This window comes from Corynebacterium sp. HMSC064H12, assembly GCF_001809925.1.
GTDB classification, from domain to species: Bacteria; Actinomycetota; Actinomycetes; order Mycobacteriales; family Mycobacteriaceae; genus Corynebacterium; species Corynebacterium jeikeium_D.
On sequence record NZ_KV799347.1, the window covers coordinates 1 to 25,972 of the forward strand.

The 25,972-nt window shown below is 61.4% G+C and carries 24 protein-coding genes, 2 tRNA genes and 1 riboswitch; of the genes, 6 read left to right on the forward strand and 20 right to left on the reverse strand.

Features of this window, described 5'->3' with window-relative positions; all coding sequences use genetic code 11:
* Positions 1–96: 96 nt before the first annotated feature.
* The 9 genes from HMPREF2681_RS07125 to HMPREF2681_RS07165 all read right to left on the reverse strand — a co-directional run bounded on the left by HMPREF2681_RS07125 (position 97) and on the right by HMPREF2681_RS07165 (position 8,422).
* Positions 97–182, reverse strand: a tRNA-Ser gene (locus HMPREF2681_RS07125).
* A 187-nt stretch (positions 183–369) separates the two neighbouring features.
* On the reverse strand, positions 370–717 hold the full coding sequence (locus HMPREF2681_RS07130; RefSeq protein ID WP_070546584.1) for a metal-sensitive transcriptional regulator: 348 nt from the start codon (positions 715–717) through the stop codon (positions 370–372).
* Positions 710–2,920 carry a heavy metal translocating P-type ATPase gene (locus HMPREF2681_RS07135; protein WP_070546586.1) on the reverse strand — a complete coding sequence of 737 codons (2,211 nt, stop codon included), beginning with the start codon at positions 2,918–2,920 and terminating at the stop codon, positions 710–712. The genes HMPREF2681_RS07130 and HMPREF2681_RS07135 overlap by 8 nt, the downstream gene beginning before the upstream one ends.
* Positions 2,921–2,940: 20 nt before the next feature.
* Positions 2,941–3,150: a heavy-metal-associated domain-containing protein gene (locus tag HMPREF2681_RS07140; protein WP_049172422.1), complete on the reverse strand. Its 210-nt coding sequence runs from the start codon at positions 3,148–3,150 to the stop codon at positions 2,941–2,943.
* 37 nt (positions 3,151–3,187) lie between these two features.
* The gene (locus HMPREF2681_RS07145; RefSeq protein ID WP_049193842.1) at positions 3,188–4,366 is read right to left on the reverse strand and encodes an HNH endonuclease signature motif containing protein; all 1,179 of its coding nucleotides are present in this window, start codon (positions 4,364–4,366) and stop codon (positions 3,188–3,190) included.
* Between the two features lie 121 nt (positions 4,367–4,487).
* Positions 4,488–6,008, reverse strand: a complete 1,521-nt coding sequence (locus tag HMPREF2681_RS07150) for an AMP nucleosidase (RefSeq protein WP_069359018.1) — start codon at positions 6,006–6,008, stop codon at positions 4,488–4,490.
* Positions 6,009–6,088: 80 nt separating this feature from the next.
* The gene (locus tag HMPREF2681_RS10960) at positions 6,089–6,442 is read right to left on the reverse strand and encodes a hypothetical protein (RefSeq protein ID WP_080969589.1); all 354 of its coding nucleotides are present in this window, start codon (positions 6,440–6,442) and stop codon (positions 6,089–6,091) included.
* Between the two features lie 10 nt (positions 6,443–6,452).
* Positions 6,453–6,573, reverse strand: a riboswitch (SAM riboswitch).
* A gap of 89 nt (positions 6,574–6,662) precedes the next feature.
* Complete coding sequence (locus tag HMPREF2681_RS07160; protein WP_016421861.1) at positions 6,663–7,901, reverse strand: Nramp family divalent metal transporter; 1,239 nt, start codon at positions 7,899–7,901, stop codon at positions 6,663–6,665.
* A gap of 68 nt (positions 7,902–7,969) precedes the next feature.
* Positions 7,970–8,422: a flavodoxin family protein gene (locus tag HMPREF2681_RS07165; RefSeq protein ID WP_016421860.1), complete on the reverse strand. Its 453-nt coding sequence runs from the start codon at positions 8,420–8,422 to the stop codon at positions 7,970–7,972.
* Positions 8,423–8,564: 142 nt separating this feature from the next.
* Between HMPREF2681_RS07165 and HMPREF2681_RS07170 the strand changes: the two genes are divergently transcribed.
* Positions 8,565–8,912 (forward strand): DUF4288 domain-containing protein, encoded by a 348-nt coding sequence (locus HMPREF2681_RS07170; RefSeq protein WP_016421859.1) that lies wholly within the window; start codon positions 8,565–8,567, stop codon positions 8,910–8,912.
* A 264-nt stretch (positions 8,913–9,176) separates the two neighbouring features.
* Here the strand turns inward: HMPREF2681_RS07170 and gluQRS are convergent, their stop codons facing one another.
* Together gluQRS and HMPREF2681_RS07185 are read right to left on the reverse strand one after the other, a co-directional pair.
* The gene (gluQRS, locus tag HMPREF2681_RS07180) at positions 9,177–10,100 is read right to left on the reverse strand and encodes a tRNA glutamyl-Q(34) synthetase GluQRS (protein WP_070546589.1); all 924 of its coding nucleotides are present in this window, start codon (positions 10,098–10,100) and stop codon (positions 9,177–9,179) included.
* A gap of 29 nt (positions 10,101–10,129) precedes the next feature.
* Positions 10,130–11,413: an MFS transporter gene (locus HMPREF2681_RS07185; RefSeq protein ID WP_168161655.1), complete on the reverse strand. Its 1,284-nt coding sequence runs from the start codon at positions 11,411–11,413 to the stop codon at positions 10,130–10,132.
* Between the two features lie 201 nt (positions 11,414–11,614).
* Between HMPREF2681_RS07185 and HMPREF2681_RS07190 the strand changes: the two genes are divergently transcribed.
* On the forward strand, positions 11,615–12,307 hold the full coding sequence (locus HMPREF2681_RS07190; protein WP_070546592.1) for an ArsR/SmtB family transcription factor: 693 nt from the start codon (positions 11,615–11,617) through the stop codon (positions 12,305–12,307).
* 22 nt (positions 12,308–12,329) lie between these two features.
* A complete protein-coding gene (locus HMPREF2681_RS07195) occupies positions 12,330–13,106 on the forward strand; it encodes a queuosine precursor transporter (protein ID WP_049172436.1) in 777 nt (258 codons plus the stop codon).
* A 59-nt stretch (positions 13,107–13,165) separates the two neighbouring features.
* On the opposite strand, the gene HMPREF2681_RS07200 is transcribed toward HMPREF2681_RS07195, so the two are convergent.
* From HMPREF2681_RS07200 to HMPREF2681_RS07220, 5 genes are all read right to left on the reverse strand, one after another.
* A complete protein-coding gene (locus HMPREF2681_RS07200; RefSeq protein WP_070546602.1) occupies positions 13,166–13,945 on the reverse strand; it encodes an ABC transporter permease in 780 nt (259 codons plus the stop codon).
* Positions 13,946–13,958: 13 nt separating this feature from the next.
* On the reverse strand, positions 13,959–14,912 hold the full coding sequence (locus tag HMPREF2681_RS07205) for an ABC transporter ATP-binding protein (protein WP_049190213.1): 954 nt from the start codon (positions 14,910–14,912) through the stop codon (positions 13,959–13,961).
* 183 nt (positions 14,913–15,095) lie between these two features.
* A complete protein-coding gene (tgt, locus tag HMPREF2681_RS07210) occupies positions 15,096–16,397 on the reverse strand; it encodes a tRNA guanosine(34) transglycosylase Tgt (protein ID WP_049193859.1) in 1,302 nt (433 codons plus the stop codon).
* A 61-nt stretch (positions 16,398–16,458) separates the two neighbouring features.
* Positions 16,459–19,461, reverse strand: coding sequence for an MMPL family transporter (locus tag HMPREF2681_RS07215; RefSeq protein ID WP_070546594.1), 3,003 nt, complete (start codon positions 19,459–19,461; stop codon positions 16,459–16,461).
* Between the two features lie 426 nt (positions 19,462–19,887).
* Positions 19,888–19,978, reverse strand: a tRNA-Ser gene (locus tag HMPREF2681_RS07220).
* Positions 19,979–20,212: 234 nt separating this feature from the next.
* Here HMPREF2681_RS07220 and HMPREF2681_RS07225 point away from each other — a divergent pair.
* Positions 20,213–21,193 (forward strand): diaminopimelate dehydrogenase, encoded by a 981-nt coding sequence (locus HMPREF2681_RS07225; RefSeq protein WP_016421847.1) that lies wholly within the window; start codon positions 20,213–20,215, stop codon positions 21,191–21,193.
* 108 nt (positions 21,194–21,301) lie between these two features.
* On the opposite strand, the gene HMPREF2681_RS07230 is transcribed toward HMPREF2681_RS07225, so the two are convergent.
* The 3 genes from HMPREF2681_RS07230 to HMPREF2681_RS07240 all read right to left on the reverse strand — a co-directional run bounded on the left by HMPREF2681_RS07230 (position 21,302) and on the right by HMPREF2681_RS07240 (position 22,703).
* Positions 21,302–21,490, reverse strand: a complete 189-nt coding sequence (locus tag HMPREF2681_RS07230) for a CsbD family protein (protein ID WP_016421846.1) — start codon at positions 21,488–21,490, stop codon at positions 21,302–21,304.
* A gap of 135 nt (positions 21,491–21,625) precedes the next feature.
* A complete protein-coding gene (gene tadA, locus HMPREF2681_RS07235; protein WP_206539813.1) occupies positions 21,626–22,156 on the reverse strand; it encodes a tRNA adenosine(34) deaminase TadA in 531 nt (176 codons plus the stop codon).
* Complete coding sequence (locus HMPREF2681_RS07240; protein ID WP_005510946.1) at positions 22,146–22,703, reverse strand: tRNA adenosine deaminase-associated protein; 558 nt, start codon at positions 22,701–22,703, stop codon at positions 22,146–22,148. The genes tadA and HMPREF2681_RS07240 overlap by 11 nt, the downstream gene beginning before the upstream one ends.
* A 38-nt stretch (positions 22,704–22,741) precedes the next feature.
* On the opposite strand from HMPREF2681_RS07240, the gene HMPREF2681_RS07245 reads away from it, so the two are divergent.
* Together HMPREF2681_RS07245 and HMPREF2681_RS07250 are read left to right on the forward strand one after the other, a co-directional pair.
* Positions 22,742–23,767, forward strand: coding sequence for a prephenate dehydrogenase (locus HMPREF2681_RS07245; RefSeq protein ID WP_070546596.1), 1,026 nt, complete (start codon positions 22,742–22,744; stop codon positions 23,765–23,767).
* A 9-nt stretch (positions 23,768–23,776) separates the two neighbouring features.
* A complete protein-coding gene (locus HMPREF2681_RS07250; protein ID WP_070546598.1) occupies positions 23,777–24,625 on the forward strand; it encodes a CoA transferase in 849 nt (282 codons plus the stop codon).
* A gap of 49 nt (positions 24,626–24,674) precedes the next feature.
* Here the strand turns inward: HMPREF2681_RS07250 and HMPREF2681_RS07255 are convergent, their stop codons facing one another.
* Positions 24,675–25,664 carry an LLM class flavin-dependent oxidoreductase gene (locus HMPREF2681_RS07255; RefSeq protein ID WP_070546600.1) on the reverse strand — a complete coding sequence of 330 codons (990 nt, stop codon included), beginning with the start codon at positions 25,662–25,664 and terminating at the stop codon, positions 24,675–24,677.
* Between the last annotated feature and the right edge of the window lie 308 nt (positions 25,665–25,972).

Here is a 25,972-nt window from a genome sequence, read left to right on the forward strand (position 1 = left end):
GCCGAGCGGACACACTTTTTGCTACTTAACCCGCAAATCCACTCACCTGCATAAATACAAGAAAACCCCCGGCGTAAACCGGGGGTTTTCACTCTGCGGAGGATGTGGGATTTGAACCCACGAGGGATGTGACTCCCGCACGCGTTCCAGGCGTGTGACATAGGCCGCTAGTCGAATCCTCCAACGTCGTTAAAGACTACCCAACAAACCTCATTTTCCCAAAACGCGCCCCCTACCTGGGAAAACGAGGCATTTAAGCGACACTTCCGCGCAACCGGTGCCACCAACAGCAACCAACTCCGGTTGCCGGTTGCCGGCTGCCGGCTGCCGACTGCTGTTTCGCCCCCACTCCCGGAATTTTTCCGGGAGTTACTTAGCCAGCCGAGCAATCGCCGCCGAGGCCTCCTCCAGCTTGGCGTCCAACTCCTCCGGGCCGCCCTCAGCCGCATGCACCACACAGTGATGGAGGTGAGCATCCAGAAGAGTTAACGCCAACGACTTCAACGCCGAATTCACCGCCGAAATCTGGGTCAAAACATCGATACAGTACTCTTCGTTCTCAATCATCCGACCAATGCCACGAACCTGCCCCTCAATGCGACGGATACGGGATTCATAACGCCGCTTCTCCGCGAGATAACCGGGATCAGTGGTGTCATGGCAGCAAGAATCGTCGTAAAGCGAATGCGATTGCGACGAACAACAAGACTCACTCATGAGTTACTCCTTTTTGAATAGCTGGTTGACTCGGAGAAAAACCGCGCAGACGCAGACTGTTGCCGACCACAAAAACCGACGAAAACGCCATCGCAGCGCCAGCCAACATCGGATTCAACAACCCCAGCGCGGCGACAGGAATTGCCAAAACGTTGTAGAAAAACGCCCAAAAAAGATTCGAACGAATCGTGCGGAGCGTCCGGCGTGACAACCGCAGCGCATCCGCAGCCGCCAACAGATCACCACGCACCAGCGTGATATCCGCAGCCTCCATCGCCACATCGGTGCCCGTGCCCATCGCCATGCCCAAATCCGCCTGCGCAAGAGCCGCAGCATCATTGATGCCATCGCCGACCATCGCCACACACGCGCCGCCAGCCTGCAACTTCTCAATCGTCGCGACCTTATCCTCCGGCATCACTCCCGAAATCACATCCTCGCGAGCAATACCGACCTCATCTGCGACCCGAAACGCCGGGCCGGCGGCGTCGCCGGTCAGCAGAATCGGCCGCACCCCCCACTCCCGGAATTTCGCGACCGCAGCCGCCGACGTCGGCTTCACCGAATCCGACACCTCCAACGTGCCCAGGAGCTCTCCATCGCGGCGCACCGCAACCACCGTCCCCCCACTCCCGGAATTTTCCCCGGTGCGGCCGACCTCGATGCGGTGGCCATCCACGGTGCCTTCAACCCCCACTCCCGGAATATCCCGGAAATCCGAAACCGGGAGTAGAGAATCCGGATCCGCCGCACGCACAATAGCCTGCGCAATCGGGTGATGCGACGCCGCCTCCACCGAAGCGGCAAGCGGCAGCAGATTTTCGGGAGTGGGAGGGACCTCCGTCAACTCCATCACACCCGTAGTCACCGTGCCGGTCTTATCCAGCACAACCGTGTCGACCTTCCGCGCCGACTCCAGCACCTCCGGGCCACGCAGCAGCACACCAGCCTTGGCACCTTCACTCGTGCCGACCAGGAGCGCTGTGGGCGTCGCTAAGCCAAGCGCACACGGGCACGCGATGATGAGCACGGCGACCGCAGCCGTGACCGCCTCACTCGCGCCGTGCCCCGTAAGCAACCACGCGCCCAGCGTGACCGCGGCGATCGCGATGACGGCGGGCACGAACACTCCCGAAACCCGATCCGCCAGCCGCTGCACCGGCGCCTTACCCGTCTGCGCCGCCTCGACCATCGCCGCCATCTGCGCCAACTGCGTCTCCGAGCCCACGCGCGTCGCCCGCACGAGCAGCCGCCCTGACGTATTGATTGTCGCTCCCGTCACCTCATCGCCAGGGCCGACCTCGACAGGCATCGGTTCGCCGGTCAGCATCGACGCATCCACCGCCGACGCGCCCTCCACGACAACGCCGTCCGTCGCGATCTTCTCACCAGGCCTAACGACGAACACCACTCCCGGACGGAGCTGTTCCACGGGCAGCCGCTTCTCCACTCCCGAACTTTCGAGAACGGAGACATCCTTGGCGCCAAGCTTCATCAACTCCCGGAGTGCCTGACCGGCGTTGCGCTTGGAGCGCTTCTCGAAGTAACGACCAATCAGCACAAACATGATGATGCCGGCCATCGCCTCGAGGTAGATGTTCATATCGGCATCACCAGGAGTGACCGTGAAGTGGAACTCGTGCTTGAGCCCCGGCAGCCCGGCACGCCCGAAGAACAACGCCCACACACTCCAGAGGAACGAAGCGGTCGTCCCCATAGTGATTAGCGTGTCCATGGTGACCTCGCCATGACGCAGATTCTTCAGTGTCGCGCGGTGGAACGGCCAGCCGGCCCACACAAAGACCGGCGCCGAGAGCGTGAGACACAGCCACTGCCAATTAGTGAACTGGAGGGCAGGAATCATCGACATTGCGATGACGGGAGCGGTGAGGATGACAGCGCCGATGACTCGGTTGCGCAGGTCTTCCAGCTCCCGGTCTTTCCCTTCGGGAGCAGCACCCGGTTCCTGTTCGGGCTCCTCCTGCGGAAGCTCAGCGGTGTACCCCGCTGCCACGATTGTGTCGATCAGTTGCTGCGGGTTGATGTCCGCCGGCGCCTCCACATGCGCCTTCTCGGTCGCATAGTTCACGCTCGCGTTAACGCCATCAAGTTTGTTCAGCTTGCGTTGGATACGGTTTGCGCACGACGCACACGTCATCCCGCCGACGGGGATATCAAGGGTGAGAAGTTGCTGCTCAGACATCCGCTTTCCTCCTTGGGGGTTTAGTTTGCGACCGCCTTGTAGCCAGCTTCATCCACTGCTGCGATTACGGCAGCGGTGTCAATGTCTGCATCCGAGGTCACGGAAAGGAAATTCCGGGAGCGGTCAACCTGGACATCAGTGATTCCCGGGAGTTCAGAGACTTCCTCCCGCACCGATGCCTCGCAGTGTCCGCATGTCATGCCAGTAACAGTAAAAGTTTGATTAGCCATACCCCAATATATACCCCCTATGGGTATATCTGTAAAGCTATTCGCGCTGACGGTAGCCCGAGTAGGCCCGCCCCGCGAGAGCTGTCGGGAAGGCAAGGTTGAATTCGGGCGGCGCGTGCGGAGACGGCGGGTGGCGGTAGACCGCGCCGGAGCCGTCGTCACGCTCGAGGTGCCCGTTGAGGCCTTGCCTGTCGTCATCGTTGGCGGCGTTGTGTTCTTTGCAGGTCATGACCATGTTTTCCATAGTCGTGGCGCCGCCGTTTTTCCTGGCGACCAGGTGATGGGCCTGCCCAGCGTGGGCGGGGCGCGGGCACCCGGGCCACGCGCAGATGGGGTTGTCGAGGATCATCGCGATGCGCTGTTCCTCCGTCGCCAGGCGCGGGTTGTGTATCGGGAGTAGGTCGGTCGGCGTGTTGTGCTCGTCGTAGACCAGCACCCAGCCGGTGTCCGCGAGCAATGCCTCGACGAATTGTCCGGGAGTGAGGACGGAGCCGTTGGAGGTCGCCGCAAACCGCGGGCTGTACTCCACGATGTCTTGCGCGGTTACGATGAGCGCGGGCTGGTAACGGAGCTTGTCGACGTCGTCAAGCGGCCCCTCCGACCCGTGTGCCAAGCGTTCTGCCAGCGCCTGACCGACACACCGATCCCGGGTGTAATCCTCGTGCGCTTTGGCGATTTCAGCTGCGCGCACGGTCAGCGGCGCGACCAGGTCGTCAATCATGTTCGCCGGACCGGTGACCTGCAGATGCTTCATCCCGCGGATGTCCGGATTCCGGGAGACGTGGGCGCGCAGGTGCTGCGGCGGCTCGTCGGTGCGGTTGAGCTCCTTGACCTTGGTGCGCATGTAGGTGTCGAGGCCCTCGAAGTCGTATGCTGCGGCGGCGCGGGTGAAGTCCAGGCGGTAGTACTCCCGGATTTCGACGTTGTTGAGTTGCCCGGAGCGCTTGTCGATCTGCATGACCGTGTCCAGCGACAGCTTCAGCTCCCGGGCGATCGCGACGGCTTTGTCGCGGGATTCGACATCCATATCGCCCTCGACCGTGCCGAACAGCCGCTCGGCACAGCGCAGCAGGCGCTTGAGGCGGAAGGGGTCGAAGCCGATGCTGGCTGCCAACTCCCGGTGCCCGGTGGATTTTTCCGGGAGTGCGGCGCGCAGGTCGGCGAGCACGTCAATACCCCGTGTCGCCAGCGCGCTGAGCAGTCCCAATGTCGTCATGGGGCTAAGGCTAGTTTCCGGGAGTGGGCGGCTTCAATCGCTTCTTTGGCGTTGTCCACAGCCGTCGTAAAGCATGCACAATCTGCACAAACGGGCTTGACGACGCACTCCCGAAAGTGCCCTACCGGAACGCGACCTCTCCCACCGGCCGACGTAACTTCCGGGAGTGGAGGGTGTCGGGAGCGGCGGCCATGTCCTCGCACGCGCGCACGGCGGCCATGAGGTGCTCCTCCTTGGAGGACTGGTAGAACTCGCGGGCGGATTTCGGGAGTTTGGGTTTGTCGTGCAGCGGCATGTCGGAGACGCTGAGCAACGCGCCGTAGGGCACGCGGAAGCGGTAGCCGTTGGCGGCGATGGTGGCGGATTCCATTTCGACGCCGATGGCGGTGGATTTCTGCAGCTCTCGGTAGAGGTCGGCCTGGGAGCGCCACTCCCAGTTGCGGTCGGAGGTCGACAGCACGGTGCCGGTGCGCAGACGCTTTTTCAGCTCATCGCCGGTGAGTCCGGAGACGCGGGCGAGCGCGTTGGTGACGGCGAGCTGAATTTCCGCAATCGGTGGGATGGGCTTTTCCAGGGGCACGTAGTTGTCGAGGACTCCGTCGGCGCGGTCGTAGCCGTTGGCGAGAATCATGTCGCCGATGCGCATGCGGCCGTCGAGACCGGCGCAGTGTCCGACCATCATCCAGCAGTGCGGGCGCGTGACGGCGAGGCAGTCGGTGATGGTTTTGGCATTCGAGGGGCCGACGCCGATGTCGATGATGGTGATGCCGCATTGGTCGTCGCGAAGCAGGTGGTACGCCGGCATCTGCGAGGCGTGCGCGTGCTGACGGCAAATTCCGGGAGTGGGGATGGCGCCGATGTCGTAGCGCTGCCCACCCGGGCACGCCAGCGCCGTGTACCCGTGCGGATTTCCGGGAGTGAGGGTGGCGGCGTATTCGAGGAACACGTCGGTGTGCAGCTGGTAGTTGGTAAATAGCACGAAGCGCTGGATGTTTGCGGCGTGCGACCCGGTGTAGTGCTCGAGGCGCTGGAGGGCGAGGTCGATGCGCTGGGCGGTAAAGAGGCTCAAAGGCTTGATGAGCAGGCCCAGGTAGTCGGCTTCGCCGTCGGCGATGGTGTCGTCGATGCTGGCGGAGTCGATGGGGGTAAACGTCTTCTCCACTGCCGCCAGCATGCTTGCCGACGCCCCTTCCCTCCCCGCCGCTTCCTCGGCGGCCGCGTCGAATCCGCGGCACATCCGGAGTGGGATGGGCTGGTCGGAGACGCGCACCTCGACTTCGCCGCCGTGGTTGGCGAGCAGGTCGGTAATTTGCTCGATGAGGTAGGTGCGGAACATCACCGGGCGGGTGATGGTGGTGGCATACACTCCCGGACGGTCGACGAAGCCGTGTGACAGGGAGGGGTCGACATCCTCGACGGCGCTGCCGGCCGGGACGGTGAAGCGTAGTTCGGGGTAGTAGGCGCGCACCGGCCCACTCCCGGAATTTCCTTCGGTGGCGGCGGTGTACTGCTCGACTAGGTAGGCCATCCCTGCCCGGTGGATTTCGGTGAGCCGGTCGACGGCTGCGGCGGCGTCGGTGTAGAAGTCGCCTTCGCCTTCGGTGGGCCAGAACGGGGGTGTTGCGGAGTCTCGTACCTGCATAGCCCAAGGCTAGGCGGAGAGGTTCCCGCGCGCATCCGCGCCGCGCTCATCACGCCAGGCACGCGCACGAAACCAGCAGCTCAGTGCCGGCTCCACACTCCTTCGCGGCTGCGGCGGACCTCAAAGACCTGGTGCACGTGGTAGCCGCCGATGGTGGGGATGGTGAGGAAGTGGCGACCGTCGTCAAGCTCGTGCCAGAGGATGCGGCCGTAGCGCACGCCGTCGCGGACGTGGGCGCTGAGGTAGTCGGCGCGTTGTTGGCCGCGGAGGGTGGCGTAGAAGGCGGGGTCGACGGGTAGTTGGACGAGATTCCGGGAGTGGGGGTCGATGTCGACTTCTTGCAGTCGGATGGCGACGGGTCGGCCGTCGACGAGAAGGTCAGCGGTGTGACGGCTGAGGTGGATGATGTGGACGTCGCTTATTGAGGTGTGCATTTGGCGCTCCTATTCGCTCTTCCCCGCAGGCGGTCTGTGGGGCTGATCTTCCTTTGGGGCACCGGGTCCGCGAATCGGGCGGTTGCCTATCGACGCTGTCAAAGGCCATTTCTCGTCGATATCTTGTGATCGTGCCGCCCACCCTAACACCAACTAGACAGCTTTGTCTACCATCTCCCGCACGCTTTACGACGAGGCCCCCACCTCCCCCTCCCGGAAGCTACCCCTTCCCCGTCAGCACCAGGACCACCAGCGCCACGTTGAGCGCGATGATGAGCCCGCAGATAACCCACGCGACCCGGCGCAGTAGTGGGGTGTTGGCCCAGATGCCCATCTCGGCACGCGAGGAGGTCATGCGCACCAGCGGGACCAGCGCAAACGGGATGCCAATCGACAGCACCACCTGACTGAGCACCAGCGCCCACGTCGGCTCCACGCCGCTGGCGATAATGAGCAGCGCCGGAATGATGGTGACTATTCGGCGCACCAGCAACGGCACGTGCACCTTCAGCAGGTCGCGCATAATCAGGTCACCGGCGTAGCAACCGACAGAGGACGACGCCAGCCCGGAGGCCAACAACCCAACGCCGAAGAGCACGCCCACCACGGGGCCAAGCACGCTGGTCACGGCAGCGTGAGCGCCTTCGATGGAGTCAGTCCCCTCCACTCCCGGAAGTGCTTCGGCCGCGAGACACAGCATGCCGATATTCACCGACCCAGCCAGCACGAGGGCACCGAAGACATCGATACGCGTGGCCCGTAGGTGCTGGCGCAGCGAGGAGTCATCTTCCACCTTGTACTCGCGGTCGCGCACCAGCCCGGAGTGCAGGTAGACCGCATGCGGCATCACGGTCGCGCCCAGCATGGACGCCGCCAGCACCACGGTGTGCGCGCCTTGGAAGCGCGGCAGAATTCCGCTGGCCATCTCCCCGAGACTCAAGCCCGTGACAAACAGCCCGGCCAGGAACCCCACCGTAATGACCAGCAGGAACGTCACAATCACGCCCTCAAAAGTGCGTTGCGAACGCCCACCCTGAAGCAACAACAGCCCCAGCGAGACCACGCCAACAATGACACCGCCAAGCAGCATCGGCGTCCCAAAGAGCAGGTACAGCGCCGTGGCGCCACCAATAATTTCCGCCACATCCGTCGCTGCCGCCACAATCTCGGCCTGCACCCAGTACGCCAGCCGCCCCGGCCGGTTCGAACCGAAGCGGTCGGCGACACCTTCGGTCAGCGACCGCCCCGTCACCAGGCCGTACTTCGCCGACAGGTACTGCACAACCATCGCCATGAGGTTGGACACCACCAACACCCACAGCAGCAGATACCCATAGCTCGCGCCCGCGGACAGGTTCGCAGCCACATTTCCGGGGTCCACGTAGGCAATCGCCGCCACAAAAGCAGGCCCCAGCAGACTCATCATGGGCTTGCGGTTTTTCTCGCTTGATGACGTCACTTGCGACCCTTGTGCCCCTGAATCATTCACCCGGCCATTATTTCACGGCCTCGACACTAAATCTTCAATCAGCCCAAAATTTGGGCAGCCATGGTGCCACCGAGATTTACCAGGCGGTCGGAGATGTCGTCGTCAAGCGAACCGACGAACACGACGGGTTCGGCCGCAAGCTCCCACTTGTAGCCGGTCGTGATGGTTTTCATGGCGTTTTCCGCGCCGGTGGTGTCGAAGCCGCCGCGGATCCAGTAGGAAAATGGCAGCCCCTTGGTAACTTCCTGTGCCTCCCGGAAGGTGGTGTCGAAGAAGTGCTTGAGCGCGCCGGAGATGTAGCCGAAGTTGGCGGAGGTACCGAGCAGGATGGCGTCGGCGCTGGTCAGGTCGTCAATGGTGGCGTCGAGAGCCTCGACAACCTTGACATCCACGCCCTCTAGCGCGGGATCGTTGGCGCCCTCGAGCGCGTGACTTAAGACCTCCTGCAGGAGCGGGGTCGGGGAATGGTGGACGACTAGAAGAGTAGGCATGTCCCGAGGGTATCGGCAGTGATAGGGTAAGCGCAGGTTTCAGCAACAATCCAATGTTTATCGATTCGAGTAAACGTGGCGTCCAGTAAGAAAGCCTCAAATTCGTACTGAACTAGGGGGCAATCGAAGAACGGAAAAATAGATGGAACCATACATCGGAATTGCAGTTTTTGAGTTAACAAAGCAAAGAGATTCAACCTCGGCGAATGAGAGCTTCTTCCGTGAGGACTTATACATTGTCTTTGCCGATTCTGATAGCGCCGCATACGCGCAGGTCGAAGCATTAGCCCACGAAAATGAATTAGCCCCAGAAGATCCTTCCCACTCGGGAGGATCTGTCACGTTGCGCCACATCGTCGATGTCGCCCCCGCTCTTTACGGTCGCGTCGATACAGACATCGACATCTATTCTCGCCACTTCGCATCCCTCGAGGATTACAAACGCTTCGAAATGAAATTAGGTGGCAAAGATCCTCTAGCGGAATCCTAAGACCCATATCATGAACCGCTCCCGCAATTTTGCAGTTGCTGCACTTCTCTTAGCCTTGACCTGCTACATTGGACTGTTTTTCGTCAGCACTGCGCTCTCCGATGCCTGGACAATCCCCCTCGCCGTCGGAGTCTTCGGATTCGGCCTGGTTAGCTTTCTTGCAGCACTGAAGGCCCGGGCAAACGGTTTGACAATCGTGGCGGCACTAGTTGCATTCGCACTCTTGCCCCTAACGTATGTACTAGCCGTAGTTCTCGGCAGCCCCTAGAAAATCACCTGTTCGCGAGGAATTTCCAGACCCGCACGCAGGGCTTCCGGGAGGTCAGCGATGGAGTCGAGCTCTACGCTCCCGCCGCCATCGCTAGCATCACCGCCACCGCTCAGCGAATCCAGAATCCACCGCTGCGCTGCATCCACCGACACCTCGCCGAGAGTCACGTCGCCATCGCGCTTGGACAGTCGCCGCCCTTCAGAGTTCACCACCAGCGGAACGTGCACGAACGAAGGCGTCGCATACCCCAAAAGACCAGCCAAGTACGCCTGGCGCGGGGCGGAGGACATCAGGTCATTACCACGCACGACTTCAGTGACACCCTGCTCGGCATCATCGACGACGACCGCGAGGTTGTAGGCCCACATGCCATCGGCACGCTGAAGGACAAAGTCATCGATCGGGGCGGTAACCTCGCCATGCAGCTCATCGGTCGCAGTCCCCTCACGCACCTGCGATTTCAGGCGTATCGACGGCCTCCTCCCCGCCGCCGCAAATTCGGCCTTTTTCGCGGCGAGGTGCTCGTCGTCAAGCGAACGGCAGGTGCCGGGATACTGACCTGGCACGTCGTGCGGCGCGGAGGAGGCGGCAAGGATTTCGCGGCGCGTGCAGAAACAGGGATAAGTCAGGCTGCGTTGCGTGAGATCGGAAAGTGCGGATTCATACAGCTCAGAGCGTTCGGACTGGCGGATCGGCGTGCCATCCCAGTCGATGCCGATGGCCTCGAGATCGGCGAGCTGCTGCGCCTCATACTCGGGGCGGGAGCGCTGGCGGTCGATATCTTCGATACGCACGATGAAGCGGCCACCCTGCGCGCGGGCGTGCGCCCAGGCCAGCACTGCGGTGCGCAGGTTTCCCAGGTGCAGCCGACCGGTCGGCGAAGGGGCGTAGCGGCCGGTGATTGAATTAGACGACATGGCTACAACGGTAGTTAATGTCGCGCGCTCTACGTAGCTGCCGTATTTTCCGTAGCCGTCACGGCTTTCGCAGTTTGCCGACTACCCGCCACTGCGACCGCAACGGATAGCACTGCGAATGCGATACAAACAATTCCAACCACCGCGCTACTTCCGCCACTCAGCCCCGCCGCGAGCGGGCCAACTGCCGTTCCCGCATAGCCCACGATGTAGTAGCTGGAAACAGTCGCAGCAAGGTCCTTTCCACGTGCCGCTTCCGAAACCCGCAGCAGCGAATACTTGAAAGAAATCCCCTGGCCGACACCACAGATAACGGTTGCGATAATCAGCAAAACAGCATTTGAGCTAAGCAAACTCACTGTTGCGCCACCCAACCCGAGCGCGAGAATCACCAAGCCCACCGGATACGAGACCCGCTGCGCCCTCCGCCCGAGCATCACCTGCGTCACTGCCGATACTCCAAGCATCAAAGCTGTAATCGACGCAATCTTTAGCTGCGTATCGAAGCCCATATCCTTCGCAGCCAGCGGGACTACGGACTGGAAGAGACCGTTGACTCCATACGCACAACCAATCGCTAACGCTCCCGGAATGAAAACTCGAATCACATCTCGAGCCACACCAAACTGCGGCCGCCAGCTCACCGAATTTCTCTCGAAACTACGCTCCCGCACGCGCGCGACACCAACCATCGACATCACGGTGAGCGCTGCGTAAATCCAATACGGCATCTGCAGCGGCGACGATGAAAACTGTGCCACCACAGCCGAGGCCAACGGCCCCAGCGCCAATGCCCCGGAGACAGCAACCGTGCTTGTGAGCGCACCAATCTGCGTGAGCAATTTCTCCTGCAACAAGGCAGTAAAAGAGCCGGTTGCTAACCCTACGGAAAAGCCTGACACAATTCGGGCGAGATATAAGACGGCCTCATGTGAATCGACCAGCGCCGCCGCCAAGAACATCAGCGTTGAGACCAAGGACAGCCCCATGCTGGTAAGCGCAATGGGTTTTCGCCCGAGCGAATCCGACAAGTGGCCGTAGGCCAGCGTAACGATGACTCCTACTGCGTAACAGGCAAAAACCACCACTGTTTTATCGGTGCTCAGCCCCCAGTCGCGCTGGTAGATGGCATATAGTCCGGAAGGCATCGTGCTGCCAATCACCACGATGACCAGCCCCAGCGCGAGCGCTACTCCATCTCGGACATTGGCGGTTTTTGCGGCGTTCGCTCGGGCATCAACAGCATCAGTAACACCCGCAGCCTTTGCAGCCTTCGCGTCAGCGTCACCTGCTGCACCTGCCAAACCTGTCATCTCCACCCCTCCGGCCATTTCATGCTTTCTGGTTATGGAAAGTATGTTTTCACAAAATAGTTTGGATGACTAGACTTTCGACAGAACTAACTCGCAGCACCTTACGTCGTCACGCCCAAACAAACCGCAAAACGCCCGTTCAGCCCACCCTTTCGCTTACAACCACTTGCCTCAAAGACCACAAAGTGATTCGCTAACACCATGAAACAGCGCACGTACTTCGAGCAGGCAGCCGCGATTGCCGCAGAATGCTCGTCACCTGTGCGCCTGGCAATCCTGGAGTACCTTCTCAAAAACGGTCCCACTCGCGTGCGCAGCCTCGCCGAGTCCACCAACATCGCAGAATCGACGCTGTCCAACAATCTCCGGCGCCTCCGCGAAGCCGAAATCGTCGATGTCGAACGACAGGGGAAAACTGCGACCTACTCCATCGCTAACCCCTCGATACGCCAGGTAATTGCCAATCTTTTCCAGGCTGCAGGCGCCGACACTGCCGCACCCATCCCAGAGCACCAACCAGCAGTTACCTTCGCCCGGTCTTGCTACGACCACCTAGCAGGATCTCTCGGAGTACAACTCACTCGGGCTCTGTTCGCCAAAGAAGCACTCATCACCGACGCCGGGGACGTCACCTTTGGCCCCAACGCCGAGAAATGCTTCGCCTACCTCGGCACTGGCCTATCCAGCCTCGACGCAAGCAGGAAGACAGCGTTCCTCTGCAAGGACTGGACACACGCCGACTCTCACCTGGCCGGATCGCTCGGCGCCGCGCTCCTACGAGGCTTAATCTCAAAGGGCTGGTTGACCCCAATCCCCAATTCCCGCGGACTCGAACTCACGGCAGAAGGCAAAGTCGGCCTCGAAGACTTCATCGGCACTCGCTTGGAGCCCTGAGCGGCAGGTAACATTCCCTCCCGTGACAAATAACGAAAACCTGCCCAAGTCTGGGCCGGGCAACGCCGAGGCTGCCGCTGTGAGCACCTCGCACGCGCCCGAGAACGCAACTAAGTCCGAATCCACAGCACACACGCCACGCCACATCCCGGTACCGAAATCGCTGTACCCGATGTTCACGGCCATTTTCATTGGCGTGCTGATTGTCTCCAACATCACCGCCACCAAGGGCGTGGAAATCTTCGGCCTGGCCACCGACGGTGCCTTCTTCCTCTTCCCCTTGAGCTACGTCATCGGCGACGTGCTTTCCGAGTGCTACGGCTACAAAGCCACCCGCCGCACCGTGTGGACCGGGTTTGCCATCCTCGCCGGCGCAATGCTCTGCTTCTTTGCCGCCATCAAGCTCCCGGCGGCACCGTGGTACGAGAATCAGGAAGCATTCGCCACTGTGCTGGGCACCGTCCCGCAGCTTGTTCTCGCAGGTCTGGCCGGTTATGTCGTCGGTCAGCTGCTCAACGCCTGGTCGCTCAACGCCATTAAGAAGCGCACTGGCGAAAAGGCTCTCTGGGCGCGCCTGATGGGCTCGACTGTGGTTGGCGAGTTCGTCGATACGCTCATCTTCTGCTCCATCGCCGCCACCGCGATCGGCATCGATACCTGGGGCACCTTCGTCAACTACGTCATCGTCGGTTTCATCTGGAAGACCGCCGTCGAGATTGTAGTCATGCCAGTCACCTACGCCGTCATCGCGTGGGTCAAGCGCCGCGAAGGCTACTACGACACGCACGTTCCCGCTTAACGACGAAAAAAGTGCCGCGACCTCGCCTGAGAAGCGAGTAGTCGCGGCACTTTTCTGTTTTACTTCACATCCCGTTTGGCATTGACCCACTGCGCAACGCCAACCGCCACAACAATCCAGGCCACCAGCACCACGATGTTGAACCACATCGGCTGCGTCATGCCGGCCTCAAACCCGATGCGTGGATTCTCCGGATTTGCCATCAGACCGCCCAATTGCGTCGACAACTGCTGAATGCGTGCACCCGGCGTGACCAGCCACAGTGGCCGGAAAATCGCATACGCCAGCGCCGCGAACTCCAGCATGCTTTCCACCACCAGAATCCACACCAGCGGAATAGCGACAGCGGCCACGCGCGAGCGCGTCAGCACTCCCAGCGACATCGCGATTAGTCCAAACACTACAAAGCCAAGCACTCCGGCGAGCATGTCCGTGGCAGCGTCGCCGCCCTTGAACTCCACGCGCGGGGAAACCGTCACCGATAGCCAAGCAAGCGCCACACCAATGACCCAACAGACAGCAATCAGCACAAGGGTCAGCGTCATCCGTGCCGAAAGCCACAGGCTCCTTCGGTCCTGCGTCAAGAACGCATGCGCATTCATCTGATCGTTGTACTCACCCGCCAGGGTGGAGCCACCAAAGGCAATCACGATCATGTTGAAGATCACGGTCCCCAACAGCAGCAATTCCCAATCAGCGGTTGCACCAGCGTCCGCCGCCATGCTGAAAGCCGCCATCGGCCCAGCTATCGAGCCCACCAACAACACCACATACACCCACGTGCCACGCAGGCTGGCTAGCTTCGTCCACTCCGACCGCAAAGCGTTTCCAAAACTCATCTCAGTCACTCCCCTACTGCCCAATCGCCTGCGCGCGGTATTCCTGCGATTCCTGGGTCGCAGCCAGGAACTTTTCCTCCAGGTTGTCGCGCTTCGTGTGCAACCGCGTCACCAACAGCCCCTCACGCAGAGCAGCGGCCGCAATGTCGCGGCGGAGTTGCTGCTCGCTGATGCCGTCGTAAAGCGGAATGCGCAATTGCTTATCGACGTCAACCCCACGCGCGACCGGCCCTAACGCCTGCAGCAGCCGAGCGGGGTCATCGACTTCAACTTCGATGACCGTGCCGTCGGAAAGGAATTCATCCATGCTGTACTCGCCGATCATGCGACCGCGGCCGATGACGACGATGCGGTCGGCGGTGAGCTGCATCTCGGAAAGGAGGTGCGACGACACGAGGACAGCGCAGCCCTGTGCGGCCAGCGCCTTGATGGTGTGGCGCATCCACGAGACGCCTTCGGGGTCCAGGCCGTTGACCGGCTCATCCAAAATCAGATGCTGCGGCTTGCCGAGCAGAGCCGCTGCCACTCCCAGACGCTGCTTCATGCCCAGCGAGTAGCCGCCGACCTTGTCCTTCGCCGCCTCGGTCATGCCGACCTGCTCAAGGCACTCTTCCACGCGGGTGTCGGGGATGCCGGCGCCGCGGGCGAGGGCCCGCAGATGAGCGCGGCCCGAACGAGCCTTGTTGTGCCAACCGGCATCCAGAATTGCACCGGCGATGCTGGGCTTATTCTTCAGCGTGGAAAAGGGCTGGTTGCTGTAGGTGTTGCCCTGGGAATCCGTCCCGGTGAACAAGGCCTGGCCCGTGGTCGGGGTATCGAGGCCCAGCATGCAGCGCATGGTGGTGGACTTGCCGGAGCCATTTGGGCCGAGAAAACCTGTCACTACACCGTCGGGAACGGTGAAGGACAGGTCATCGACGGCTAATTTCGAACCGTACTTCTTGCTGAGTCGTTCAACCGTGATCATGTCCTCCATGATGCCGGTTGAGACTGCCTCGCGCAGTAGAGCTAGGTCTAGTTTTGGGGCCTTTCCGGTTGCTCCCTCCACTTCACGCCACGGGTGTCACCTCATGCCACCTCCACAGCTGGCACGAGGTGACGTAGGTGTCGTGAAGTGCGAAAAGGTAAGAGCAGAGCCCCAACCCAGCGCCTAATTCCCCACCGCACGGCCACCGTTGGCGTAGTAGCGGCCCATAAACTCATCGCGATACTCGAAGAACCGGTCCTCCAGGATCGCAGCGCGAATGTTCTCCACCAGCTGCACCATGAAAAACAGGTTGTGAATCGTGCACAGCGTGCCAGCCAGGTACTCCTTGGCCTTCAACAGATGATGCAGGTAGGCCCGGGAATAATTCAGCGAAGTGTAGGAGGGCACCTCCGCATCCACGGGTCGGAAGTCGTTCTTGAAGCGGGCATTCGTCAAGGTCATCCGGCCATCGAGCGTGTACACACCACCACGGCGGGCAAGCCTCGTCGGAGCCACGCAGTCAAAGGTGTCGGCACCGGCCTCGACAGCGGCAAAAATATCGTCCGGCTCGGAAATCCCCAGCAGGTGGCGGGCGCGGTCGTCGGGAAGCTCGTCGTTGACCCAACCGCAGATCAGGCCCAGATTCTGCTTCTCAATCGCCCCACCAATGCCATAGCCGTGGAAGCCGAGCTGGCCGGCATCCTCGAACTCGCGGGAGAGCTCCACCAGCCCGCGGGCGGCCTTGCGGCGCAGGTCTTCGTACTGCGCACCCTGCACGACACCGAATAACTGCTGGATGGGCAACTGGCCGTCGTCAAGCGAATGAACATGCGCATCGACCTGACCGCGCGAAACTGTCAGCTCGTTGTGAGCCTCCAGGCAACGGCGCGCCCAGCGGTGCGTGCGCTCGACGGATGCCTCCTGGTAGCCGCGGGTGTTCATCAGCGTGGTGAGCTCGTCGAACGCCATCATGATGTCGGCGCCCAGCGCGTGCTGAATACGCATGGACACCTCCGGCGTGAAGCGATGCTCGGAGCCATCGATGTGCGAGCGGAAAGTCACGCCGTCCTCGTCGACAAACGCGTTGCGCTCTTTGCCCTCGGCGACGATGTCATCTTTCTGCATGCCGGTGACGTCCATCGCGAGGGTCTTTTTAAAGCCCGCGCCGAGGCTGAGCACCTGGAATCCGCCGGAGTCGGTGAATGTCGGGCCGTTCCAGTTGGAGAACTTTGCCAACCCGCCGGCCTGGTCGACGATTTCCTCGCCGGGCTGCAGGTACAGGTGGTACGCATTCGACAGCATCGCCTGCGCGCCGGTGGATCGCACCTGCTCGGGCGTGAGCGTCTTCACGGTCGCCTTCGTGCCGACCGGAATGAACGCCGGCGTAGCAATATCGCCATGCGGGGTGTGGATGGTGCCAGCACGTCCGCGCGCGCCTTCGATTTGCTTTACGACGTCAAAGCCCGTCGTCCTCGACTGCGACATGAAGCTCCTTGGTTGTGGTCCAGTGCTAATGCCTTGAGGTTACCTGGGCGCTATTCGCAAGTTACTCAGCGCTGTCGTTTTTCTCGGGGTGGGCAGCGTTTTCCGGGTCCCACACGGCGCGGCTACGACGTGGCGCTTCCTCTTCGAGTCCTTCGCGCTTCATCAGTTCCGCAACCGTAATCTTCTTCCGCTTGCGAGCCGGGCTGAAGTACAGGCGGACCTCGATATCCTTGGCGTTTTCCGGGTTCGGCTGGGCGTCGGTTGGTTCAGCTGGCGCGGACTGCATGAGCTGTTCGGTCGGCTCTGCCTGCTCCGGCTGCTCTGGCTGTGCCGGCTGCTCCGGATCAAAAGGCGCCGTAGGGGCGGACAGTTCGGCCTGCTCAGAGCGTTCGGCCTGCTCAGCCTGGTCAGCGGGTTCGAGCTCCTTCAGCTTTGCCTTCTTCCGCTTCGGAATCCAGCGGTTACGCTTCTTGGTCGCGACAGCCACAGCAGTACCACCAGCTGCGCCCGCCGCGCCCTCTGCACCAGCACCGACTTCACCATCGGCACTGTCTGCTTCGTCCTCGTCAGCGTCAGCCCCGCCAAAGCCACGCCCAGCGCCTTCGCTTTCGGGCAACAGGGACTCACCGCGAGCCATACGCTCGCGGCGGCCCTTCTCCACCAGTTCCTCGGAAACCTCTTCCAGGGCAGAGCCTTCGACATCCACAGAAGGCAACACCTTGTCCAGCCACTTCGGCATGTACCAGGTAGCGCGGCCAAGCAGGAACATGGCTGCCGGGATGAAGGTCATGCGGATAACGAAGGCGTCGAAAAGCACTGCGGCACCCAGCGCGAAACCGAATACCTTGATGATCGCCAGGGGTTGCCCGGCGAACGCCGCGAAGACGGAGATCATAATAATCGCAGCGGCCGTGACCACACGAGCGCCGAGAGTAAAGCCTTCAACGACCGATTCTTCGACCGCGTTGTACTTCGACTCTGGTGAGGACTCACCCTTGTTGTGGGTGTAATGCTCGCGCATGCGGGAAACCAGGAAGACCTGATAGTCCATGGCCAAACCGAACGTCACGCCGATGAGGAAGATTGGCACAAAGCTGACCAGCGGACCCGGAGTGCTAATCACACCCCAGAGGCCATCCTGGAAAAATGCCACCGTGACACCGAATGCGGCTGCGACAGAGAGCAAGAAGCCCACACCGGCAGTCACCGGCACCATCAGGGAGCGGAAAATCATCAGTAGCAGAATCACTGCCAGCCCCACGACAACGCCCAAGTAGAGCGGCATTGCGCCCTGGAGACGGTCGGTGATGTCAATTTCAATAGGAACCAGGCCAGTGACACCGGTGAATAGGCCGGTGGTTTGCTCAATCTGCTTCTGCTGATCGCGCACCGCGTTCATCAGCTGCTTGGTCGCAGGATCGAGCGGACCCGACTTCGGGGTCATAATCATCTTGACCGCAGTGCCGTCATGATTCATGCCAATCATCTGGATATGCTCGACACCGACATTGGATTTGAACTGGTCGACAGCGTAGCTATAGGAAGCCTTACGGGCGGCCTCGATGTCAGAGAGTTCCGGGTTGGTCTGTTTCAGGGACTCGATAAGTGGTTTGAGCACCGGTGCGTCGGGCTTCACATCATCCGACTTAGCAATAATGATGAGCTGTGAATTACGTCCCGCGCCGAAGCCCTCTTCAATCATGGTGATGGCCTTGCGGTTCGTGCTGTCCTTCGCCGCAGTAGAGTCCGACGGCAGCGCCAGCTTCAAGTGCATAGCCGGGTAGGCCAACGCCAACAGCAAGACAATACAGCCGACCAGGAACAACCCTGGGGCCTTGTGCACGAAGGTGACCCAACGGCGCCCCATCGTCATCTCGCCGAAGAAGGAAGAGCGGCGTCCCTTGCGCGCATTACGCGAGGGATTGCCAGCAACACCAGGCACGCGGCCAGCGAAGACCTTGTCGCCCAACAGAGACATAACTGCCGGCAGCAGGGTCAGAGAAACCAGCACTGTGAAGGCCACCGTGATTGCAGCCGAAATACCCATCAGGGACATGAACGGCACCTTGGCAACCGTCAGCGCCGCCAACGCGACAATCACAGTGAGGCCAGCGAAAACCACAGCGGAGCCAGCCGTACCGGTAGCCATGCCGATGGCGTCTTCGTTGGTCATCCCTCGGGCTCTTTCTGCCCTGTAGCGAGAGAGGATGAACAGTGCGTAGTCAATACCGACAGCCAGGCCGAACATGACGGCAAGCACCGGGGTAATCGAGTTGACGTCAGTGAATGCTGTCATCAGTGTCACGCCGAAGACACCGATGATGATGCCCACTACCGCCGTCACAATGGGCAGGAACGAAGCCACCAGAGAGCCGAAGGTGACAACCAGCACGATAAACGCCACGGTCACACCGATAATCTCCGAAGTCGGAGCTACCTCAATCGCGGGCTGCATGCCCGGGCCAGAGGCCTCGACCTTGATACCGGCGTCACGACCGGCCTGCATGGCGTCGAGAAGCGCCTGCATATTCTCCGGCTCGATGTCCTGCGGCATCTTGGCATCGAAAACGAAGGTGGAAATACCGTAGCGACCGTCATCGGACACGGTACGCATGGCATTGGCGTCGGCCTCGGCGACATCCTTGGGCAGGCCGGCGGCCATGCCCTGTTCCTTGACCATCGCCTGCATCTTCGGATTGAGGTCTACCGGGTTGTGAAGTTGCAAATCGTCGGCGATTTGGCCGACATTGTCGCGGATGCCGTTAATGACCTGGTCAACAGCTTCTTTATTCTGTGGGTCATCGAGCCTCTGCCCCTCGGGGGCCTCGAAGGCAACATAAATACGCTGCTCGCGAATTGGGTTCGGAACATCGGGGAACTTTTCCTCAATCACGTGTGAAGCCGTTGCCGACGGCATGCCGGGGATCGAGAACTGGTCGATGAACCCCTTCTGGAATGCGGCAACTGCACCGCCCAGCCCCGCCAAAACCAGGAACCACGCGATGATCACAGTCCATTTATGCAGGTAGGAGAACCTGCCGAGTTTGAACAAGGCCTTTGCCATGTCAAGTTTCCCTTACGTCTAATATTCGCCTGGACCGCCCCCAACTGCAGCTTCCCCAAGTTCGCGCTACCCAAGCACTCCCTCGGACTTCACCTGCAGTTTGAAGCCTCTTCGCTACTCCGATGCTAGCGACCACCCCGGATTGGCCAACATCAACTCTGGCGCTGACGCGGTCACTGGGGGCGGGCACGACATAAAAACCGGAAATACTTTTGCTAAGAGTAGCGGACTTCCCGGATAAACGTGAACAATGGGGTGTGTGTTACTGATGTTAATTTTGTGATTTAGGTGCTCCAGGTCGGACGCCTCACCATTTGCCGCTTTACGACGGACACCTCCCACACCTCCACCACACCCAGGCAATCAGGGCCGATTAAATGCAAAACCCCCGGGGCTCCTACTTAAAGGAACCACCGGGGTTTTTATTGGCGGTGACGGAGGGATTTGAACCCTCGGTACGGGGTTACCGCACAAAGCATTTCGAGTGCTTCACCTTCGGCCGCTCGGACACGTCACCGCTAGAAAACGTTACAGGTAGCCCCTTTATCTACCAAATCCCCAGGTCAGGGCGCCCAGGCCTTCGCCAAGCCGCTCTCGCTGCACTACATCCTGCGCCACCCCAAGCCCGTCAACCCTCCACCGCGCTATTCGGGGTGGCCAACGCCCGCTGAGATATGTAAGGAATAGTCTGTAGCTTGAAATCTAGAAACTTAAACACAGAAGTACAGCCACACAGAAAGGGTTCTCCCTCATGATTCGTTCCGCCATCATCGGCTACGGCAACTTGGGCCGCAGCGTCGAAAAGGTCATCGCTGACCAGCCGGACATGGAACTCGTCGGCGTTTTCTCCCGTCGCGATTCGCTGGACACTGAGGCCCGCGTACTCCCGGCGGCGGATGTCGCAAAGTACAAGGATGAGGTAGACGTACTGTTCGTGTGCCTCGGCTCGGCCACCGATGTCCCGGAGCAGGCCCCTGAGCTGGCAAAGAACTTTACGACGGTCGACACCTACGACAACCACCACGAGATTCCGAAGCACCGCGCGGCCATGGACGCCGCCGCCCGCGAAGGTGACAACATCGCCATGATCTCGACCGGCTGGGATCCGGGCCTGTTCTCCCTGAACCGCGTCCTGGGCGCTGCTATCCTGCCGGGCGCAGACCAGATGACCTTCTGGGGACCGGGTCTGTCGCAGGGCCACTCCGATGCCGTGCGTCGTGTGCCGGGAGTGAAGAAGGGTGTCCAGTACACCAAGCCGAACCCGGAAGCTATCGAGGCCGTAAAGAAGGGCGAGGGCGCAGACCTGAAGGGCAACGAATGCCACCTGCGCCACTGCTTCGTCGTCGCCGAAGAGACCGGCAACGCCGACGAGGACGCCAAGCTCAAGGAGCAGATCCGCGAAACCATCGTGACCATGCCGGATTACTTTGCCCCTTACGAGACCATCGTGGACTTCATCTCCGAGGAGGAGTTCGACCGCGATCACCAGGGCATGCCGCACGGTGGCCAGGTCATTACCCGCGGCCAGGCCGGTACGTCCGGTCACGTCATCGAGTTCGGCCTCGACCTGGATCGCAACCCCGACTTCACCGCAGCTGTCCAGGTTGCCTACGGTCGCGCTGCCTACCGCCTGAAGCAGGCCGGCGAGACCGGTGCCCGTACCGTCTTCGAGATCGCCCCGTACCTACTGTCCGCCGAACCACTGGATGACCTGGTGGCCCAGAAGCTGTAGCCAGCCCCAACGCTGGCAGCCGGCCATCGAAACACAAAGAACCCCAACCACCTCCGCATATCAGAAGCGGAAACGGTTGGGGTTATCTCTACCCGAGAACTAAGCGCTTTACTTGTCAGTCAGCTTGCCCAGGGTCTCAGTGGCCTTGTCCTTCAGATCCTCAGCACCCTGCTTGACCTTCGAAGCAGCCTGCTCGCCCTTGCCCTGGTTTGCCAGATCCTCGTTGCCAACGGCGTCGCCGGCAGCTTCCTTAACCTTGCCGCCCAACTCGTCGGCCTTGTTCTGCAGCTCGCTCATTATGTAAGCCTCCCATGTAAACGACTTATCTATTCTCTAGAGCCACCGTCTAGCAGCTCCACTAGTTCCGACGTTACGTGAAAATGAAGGCTCGTCACGGCCACGACGGGAATTGTGACCTAACTGTGACCCCGCTCACGCTTCCAACTGCCGTTGCCGTTCGAAGAATTCCCGCAGGTAAACGGAGCATTCGTCGGCAAGCACACCTCCGCGCACCTGCGGCGTGAACGCGTGGGCGGGATCGCGGATGACATCGGCGATAGAGCCGCACGCGCCGGTCTTGGGCGACCACGCGCCGAAGACCACGCGCCCCACGCGCCCCATGACGCACGCGCCGGCGCACATCACGCACGGCTCCAGCGTCACGACCAACGTGCACTGCTCCAGCCGCCAGCCGTCACCAACGACGCGGGTGGCCTCGCGCAACGCAATAACTTCGGCGTGGGCAAGCGGGTCACCATCAGCTTCCCGACGGTTCGAACCCCGGCCCACAACCTTGCCCTCGGCATCCACGACCACAGCTCCCACCGGCACATCCCCGGGTGCCGTGTGAGCAGCTTCGGCAATAGCCAGGCGCATCCACTCTTCGTCGAGAATGTCCTGTTTTCGACGGGGTAGCGCGCTTGGCCTCTCGTGCAAATGACCTTTCTCAGAGTTAGTCGTCATAGGGGTCGTAGTCGTCATCGTCGCCGTCGTAATCCAGGTCGGCGACATCGGCTAGTTCCTCGGCACACCCCAACTCCTCGGCGATGGCCAGAAGCTGCTCGGACGCCCACAGCGACTGATCGTCACAGATGGACTCCAGGGCTTCCTCCGAACAGCCCAGGTCAGCGAGGATATCCATGTCCCCCTCAGCCCAGGCATCGACATCGTCGAGCTCGTCCTCGTCGAGGTCGGGGATATCCAGATCCAGCTCGTCGAACACATCTGCCGCAATGTCATCGGTCACGGCAGCGGTAGCGTCGGAAAGCACTACGCGCAGCGACCCAACTCCCTGGCGCACGAGAATGAAGTAGTCGTCGTCGATATTGAGCATTCCGACAGCAGCGCGTTCCGAACGCAGATTGCGCAGCGCCTGTGCGGCGTCAGCGAGCGAATCGGTGGCGTCGTCCCCGAGGTCGACGACGCGCCAACCGCGCTCCCCCATAGTTACGGCAACCGCGAAGGAGCGGTCGTCATCGGAGGTGTACCCTCCGGAAAAGGTCGTGCTCATAACCCACAACGCTAGTCGCTGTATGTCATGCTTGTCAGGTGAGCAATTTCGAGTCCCCCTCCCCTGCTTCGTCCTCCCTGTCAGCTGCACAACTACCCGCGGTATGCATCCTCGGTTTGGGCCTCATCGGTGGCTCCATGATGCGCGACCTGCGGGCCCATAACGTCGAATGCTTCGGTTGGAATCGCTCGTCCGCGACGGTCAAGGAAGCCACGAAGGAGGGATTCGACGCCAGTACAGATCTTCAAGCCACGCTCGAACGCGCGGAGGCCAGCCGCGCGCTCATCGTAATCGGCACCCCCATGACAGTCGTCGGCACGATGCTCGACGCCATCAACGAGCACGCCCCCAGCTGTGGCATCACGGATGTGGTCTCCGTGAAGGCGGCCGTCGCCGCCGAGGTCTCCGCTCGCGGGATGGAGGAACGCTTCGTCGGCGCGCACCCAATGGCGGGGTCCGCGCAGGCAGGCTGGTCCGCCACACTCGAAGGGCTTTTCGACGGCGCCCCCTGGGTCATCACCTACGACCTGGCAGCCGCTGCCGACGCTGCGGGCGAGCCCGTCCCGGAGCGCTGGATTGAGGTCTTTTCGCAGGTCGCCAACTTGGGAGCAGCTCTTGGCAGTCAGCTCATTCCAGCGCTAAGCAATCACCACGATGCTAGCGTCGCCCGCATCTCCCACATGCCACACCTGGCAGCCTACGCAATTGCCGCCGCCGGTGAAGCCGGCGGTCCTCTGGCCATTTCGCTGGCGGCCGGCTCTTTCCGCGACTGCACCCGCGTCGCCGCCGCTGCTCCCGACATGGTCATGTCCTGGTGCGAGAACAACACCGAACCCGTGCTCGCCGCGCTTGACGACGTCATCGAGCGCCTCACCGCCGCGCGCACCCAGTTGGCCACCGAGGGAACCGCTATGGACCTGGCCAAAACCGGTCAGATTGCCCGTGTCCGCTACGAGGCCCGCCCCGCTCACCGCCCGATTTTCCGACTGCGCGTCGGAGAGGGCGATTGGATCAACCAGTTGAAGTTGGCCGAAAGCGTCGGCGGCCAGGTAGATGTGTTCTAGTGTGGAACTATGTTTTCCCCCGAGCTGCACACCAGCCTCGCCGGCATCACTGTCGTCAACTTCGCCATTAACGTTCCGGGACCACTGGCCGCTCAGCACTTGGGCCAGCTAGGCGCCCGGGTGATTAAGGTCGAACCACCCACAGGCGACCCGCTCGGTTCCTTCGGCCGCCCCTGGTATGAAGCTATGTCCGCAGGTCACGAGATTATCCAGGCGGATCTGAAGAGCAATGAGGGTCGCGCACAGCTGAGCTCGCTGATCGATGAGGCCGATGTGGTCATCACCTCGGTTCGCCCCTCCGCGCTGGAACGCATGGGGCTGGCGGGCCTCCACGAGCGCCCGAATGGGCCGGTACATATCGACATTGTCGGTGATACCGAAGCTCCAGAAACCCCTGGCCATGACCTGACCTACCAGGCGGAGGCCGGAACCCTCACGCCTCCGGCGATGCCGCCGGTGCTGTTGGGCGACATTCTGGGCGCGCACTTTGCGGTCACCGCTGCCCTTGCCGGGTTGATTAAGCGGGCGGGTGCTGGGGCGGACGTCGTAAAGCAGCCTGGACTGCACTGCCGCATCGGCCTAAAGCAGGCGGGCGAGGCCGGTGCCGCGCCGCTGAAGTACGGCATGACGGCGCCCGGCGGACTACTCGGTGGCGGCCTGTGGACGTACGGCCTCTACCCCAGCGCCGACGGCTACGTGGCCGTGGCAGCGCTGGAGCCGCACTTTGCCGCCGCCCTGACCGAGGCCACTGGCGCGAGCAACCGCGAGGAACTTGCGGATTTCCTCCGCGAGCGCACCAACGCCGAAATCATGCAGCTTGCCAGCGAAAAGGCGCTGCCACTGGCTGCGGTGGAGTAAGAGGGCGACTTAAGGCCGCGTGCCTCGACGTACTCCTGGGCCTGGAGCCTTACGCGGTCAGCCCCGTGGCCTCCGCGGTGAGCTCCACCGAACGCAGTCGGTCAGGAACCTTCAACGACTGATGAGCCACGATCAGCTCATCCGCCGCCGAGTACTCACCGAACTGCGCAATCTGCTCACGCACCTGTGCCACCGTGCCGACTGCCGTATGACGGAACATATTCTGCACCTGGCGCCCCTGCGGGGTATCCATCAGAATCTCTGCCTCATCGTCGGTGAGGTGGTGACCACCGCGGCTGAGGAACCGCCTGACCATGTTCCTGCGGGTAGCGAAGTACTGCTGCTGCGCATCCTCTTCGCTTTCCGACGCAATCACGTTCATGGCCGCAAAAGCGTACGGCTTATCCAGCTGCTCAGAAGGCTGGAACTGCTCGCGGTAGACCGCGATGGCATCGCGAAGCGCGTCCGGCGCGAAGTGCGAAGCAAACGCGTACGGCAAGCCGAGCGCCGCCGCGAGCTGAGTACCAAAGAGCGAGGAGCCCAGGATGTACAGCGGCACGTGGGTGCCGCGGCCCGGAATCGCGTTGATGCCCTTAATCAGCGACTCGTCGGAGAGGTAACCGCGCAGCTCCTGCACATCCTGCGGGAAGGAATCAGAAGAGCGCGGGTCACGACGCAGCGCACGCATAGTGGCCTGGTCAGTGCCCGGAGCGCGGCCAAGCCCCAGCTCGATGCGATTCGGGTACAGGTTCGCGAGCGTGCCGAACTGCTCCGCGACCGTCAGCGGTGCATGATTTGGCAGCATGACGCCGCCGGAGCCGAGGGTGATGCTCTCGGTTTTTGCAGCCACGGCTGCGATAAGAACTGCCGGCGACGAGGACGCGATGGAGTTCATATTGTGGTGCTCAGCGTACCAAATACGCTTATAACCAGCCTTTTCCGCTGTCTGCGCCAAATCGATGGAGCCCTGTAGGGCGTCGGCGTGGGACTGCCCCGAGGCTACGGTAGCGAGGTCAAGAATGGACTCAGTACGAATCATGGTTCCACAGTCTAGACCGTTAGTCGGATATTGCGAGTTTGAGATGCTTCGAATATTGAGGCGCTGGGGTTTGGGGTTTTGGGGATTCGGGTGCGGGTGGCTCGTGGGTGGATCGTGGGCGGCTTGCGGGTGGACGGGCTCATGGGTGGCTCGTGGGCGGTATTCACTTGTCGATGAGGTATTCACATATCGATGAGCTATAGCCTGGCCACAAGTGAATAGCTCATCGATATGAGCGCAGGCAGAGCCAATACCGCGCGCATAAGTGCCAGAAAAGGGTTAAGTAAAGAAAAGTGTGTCCGCATGCC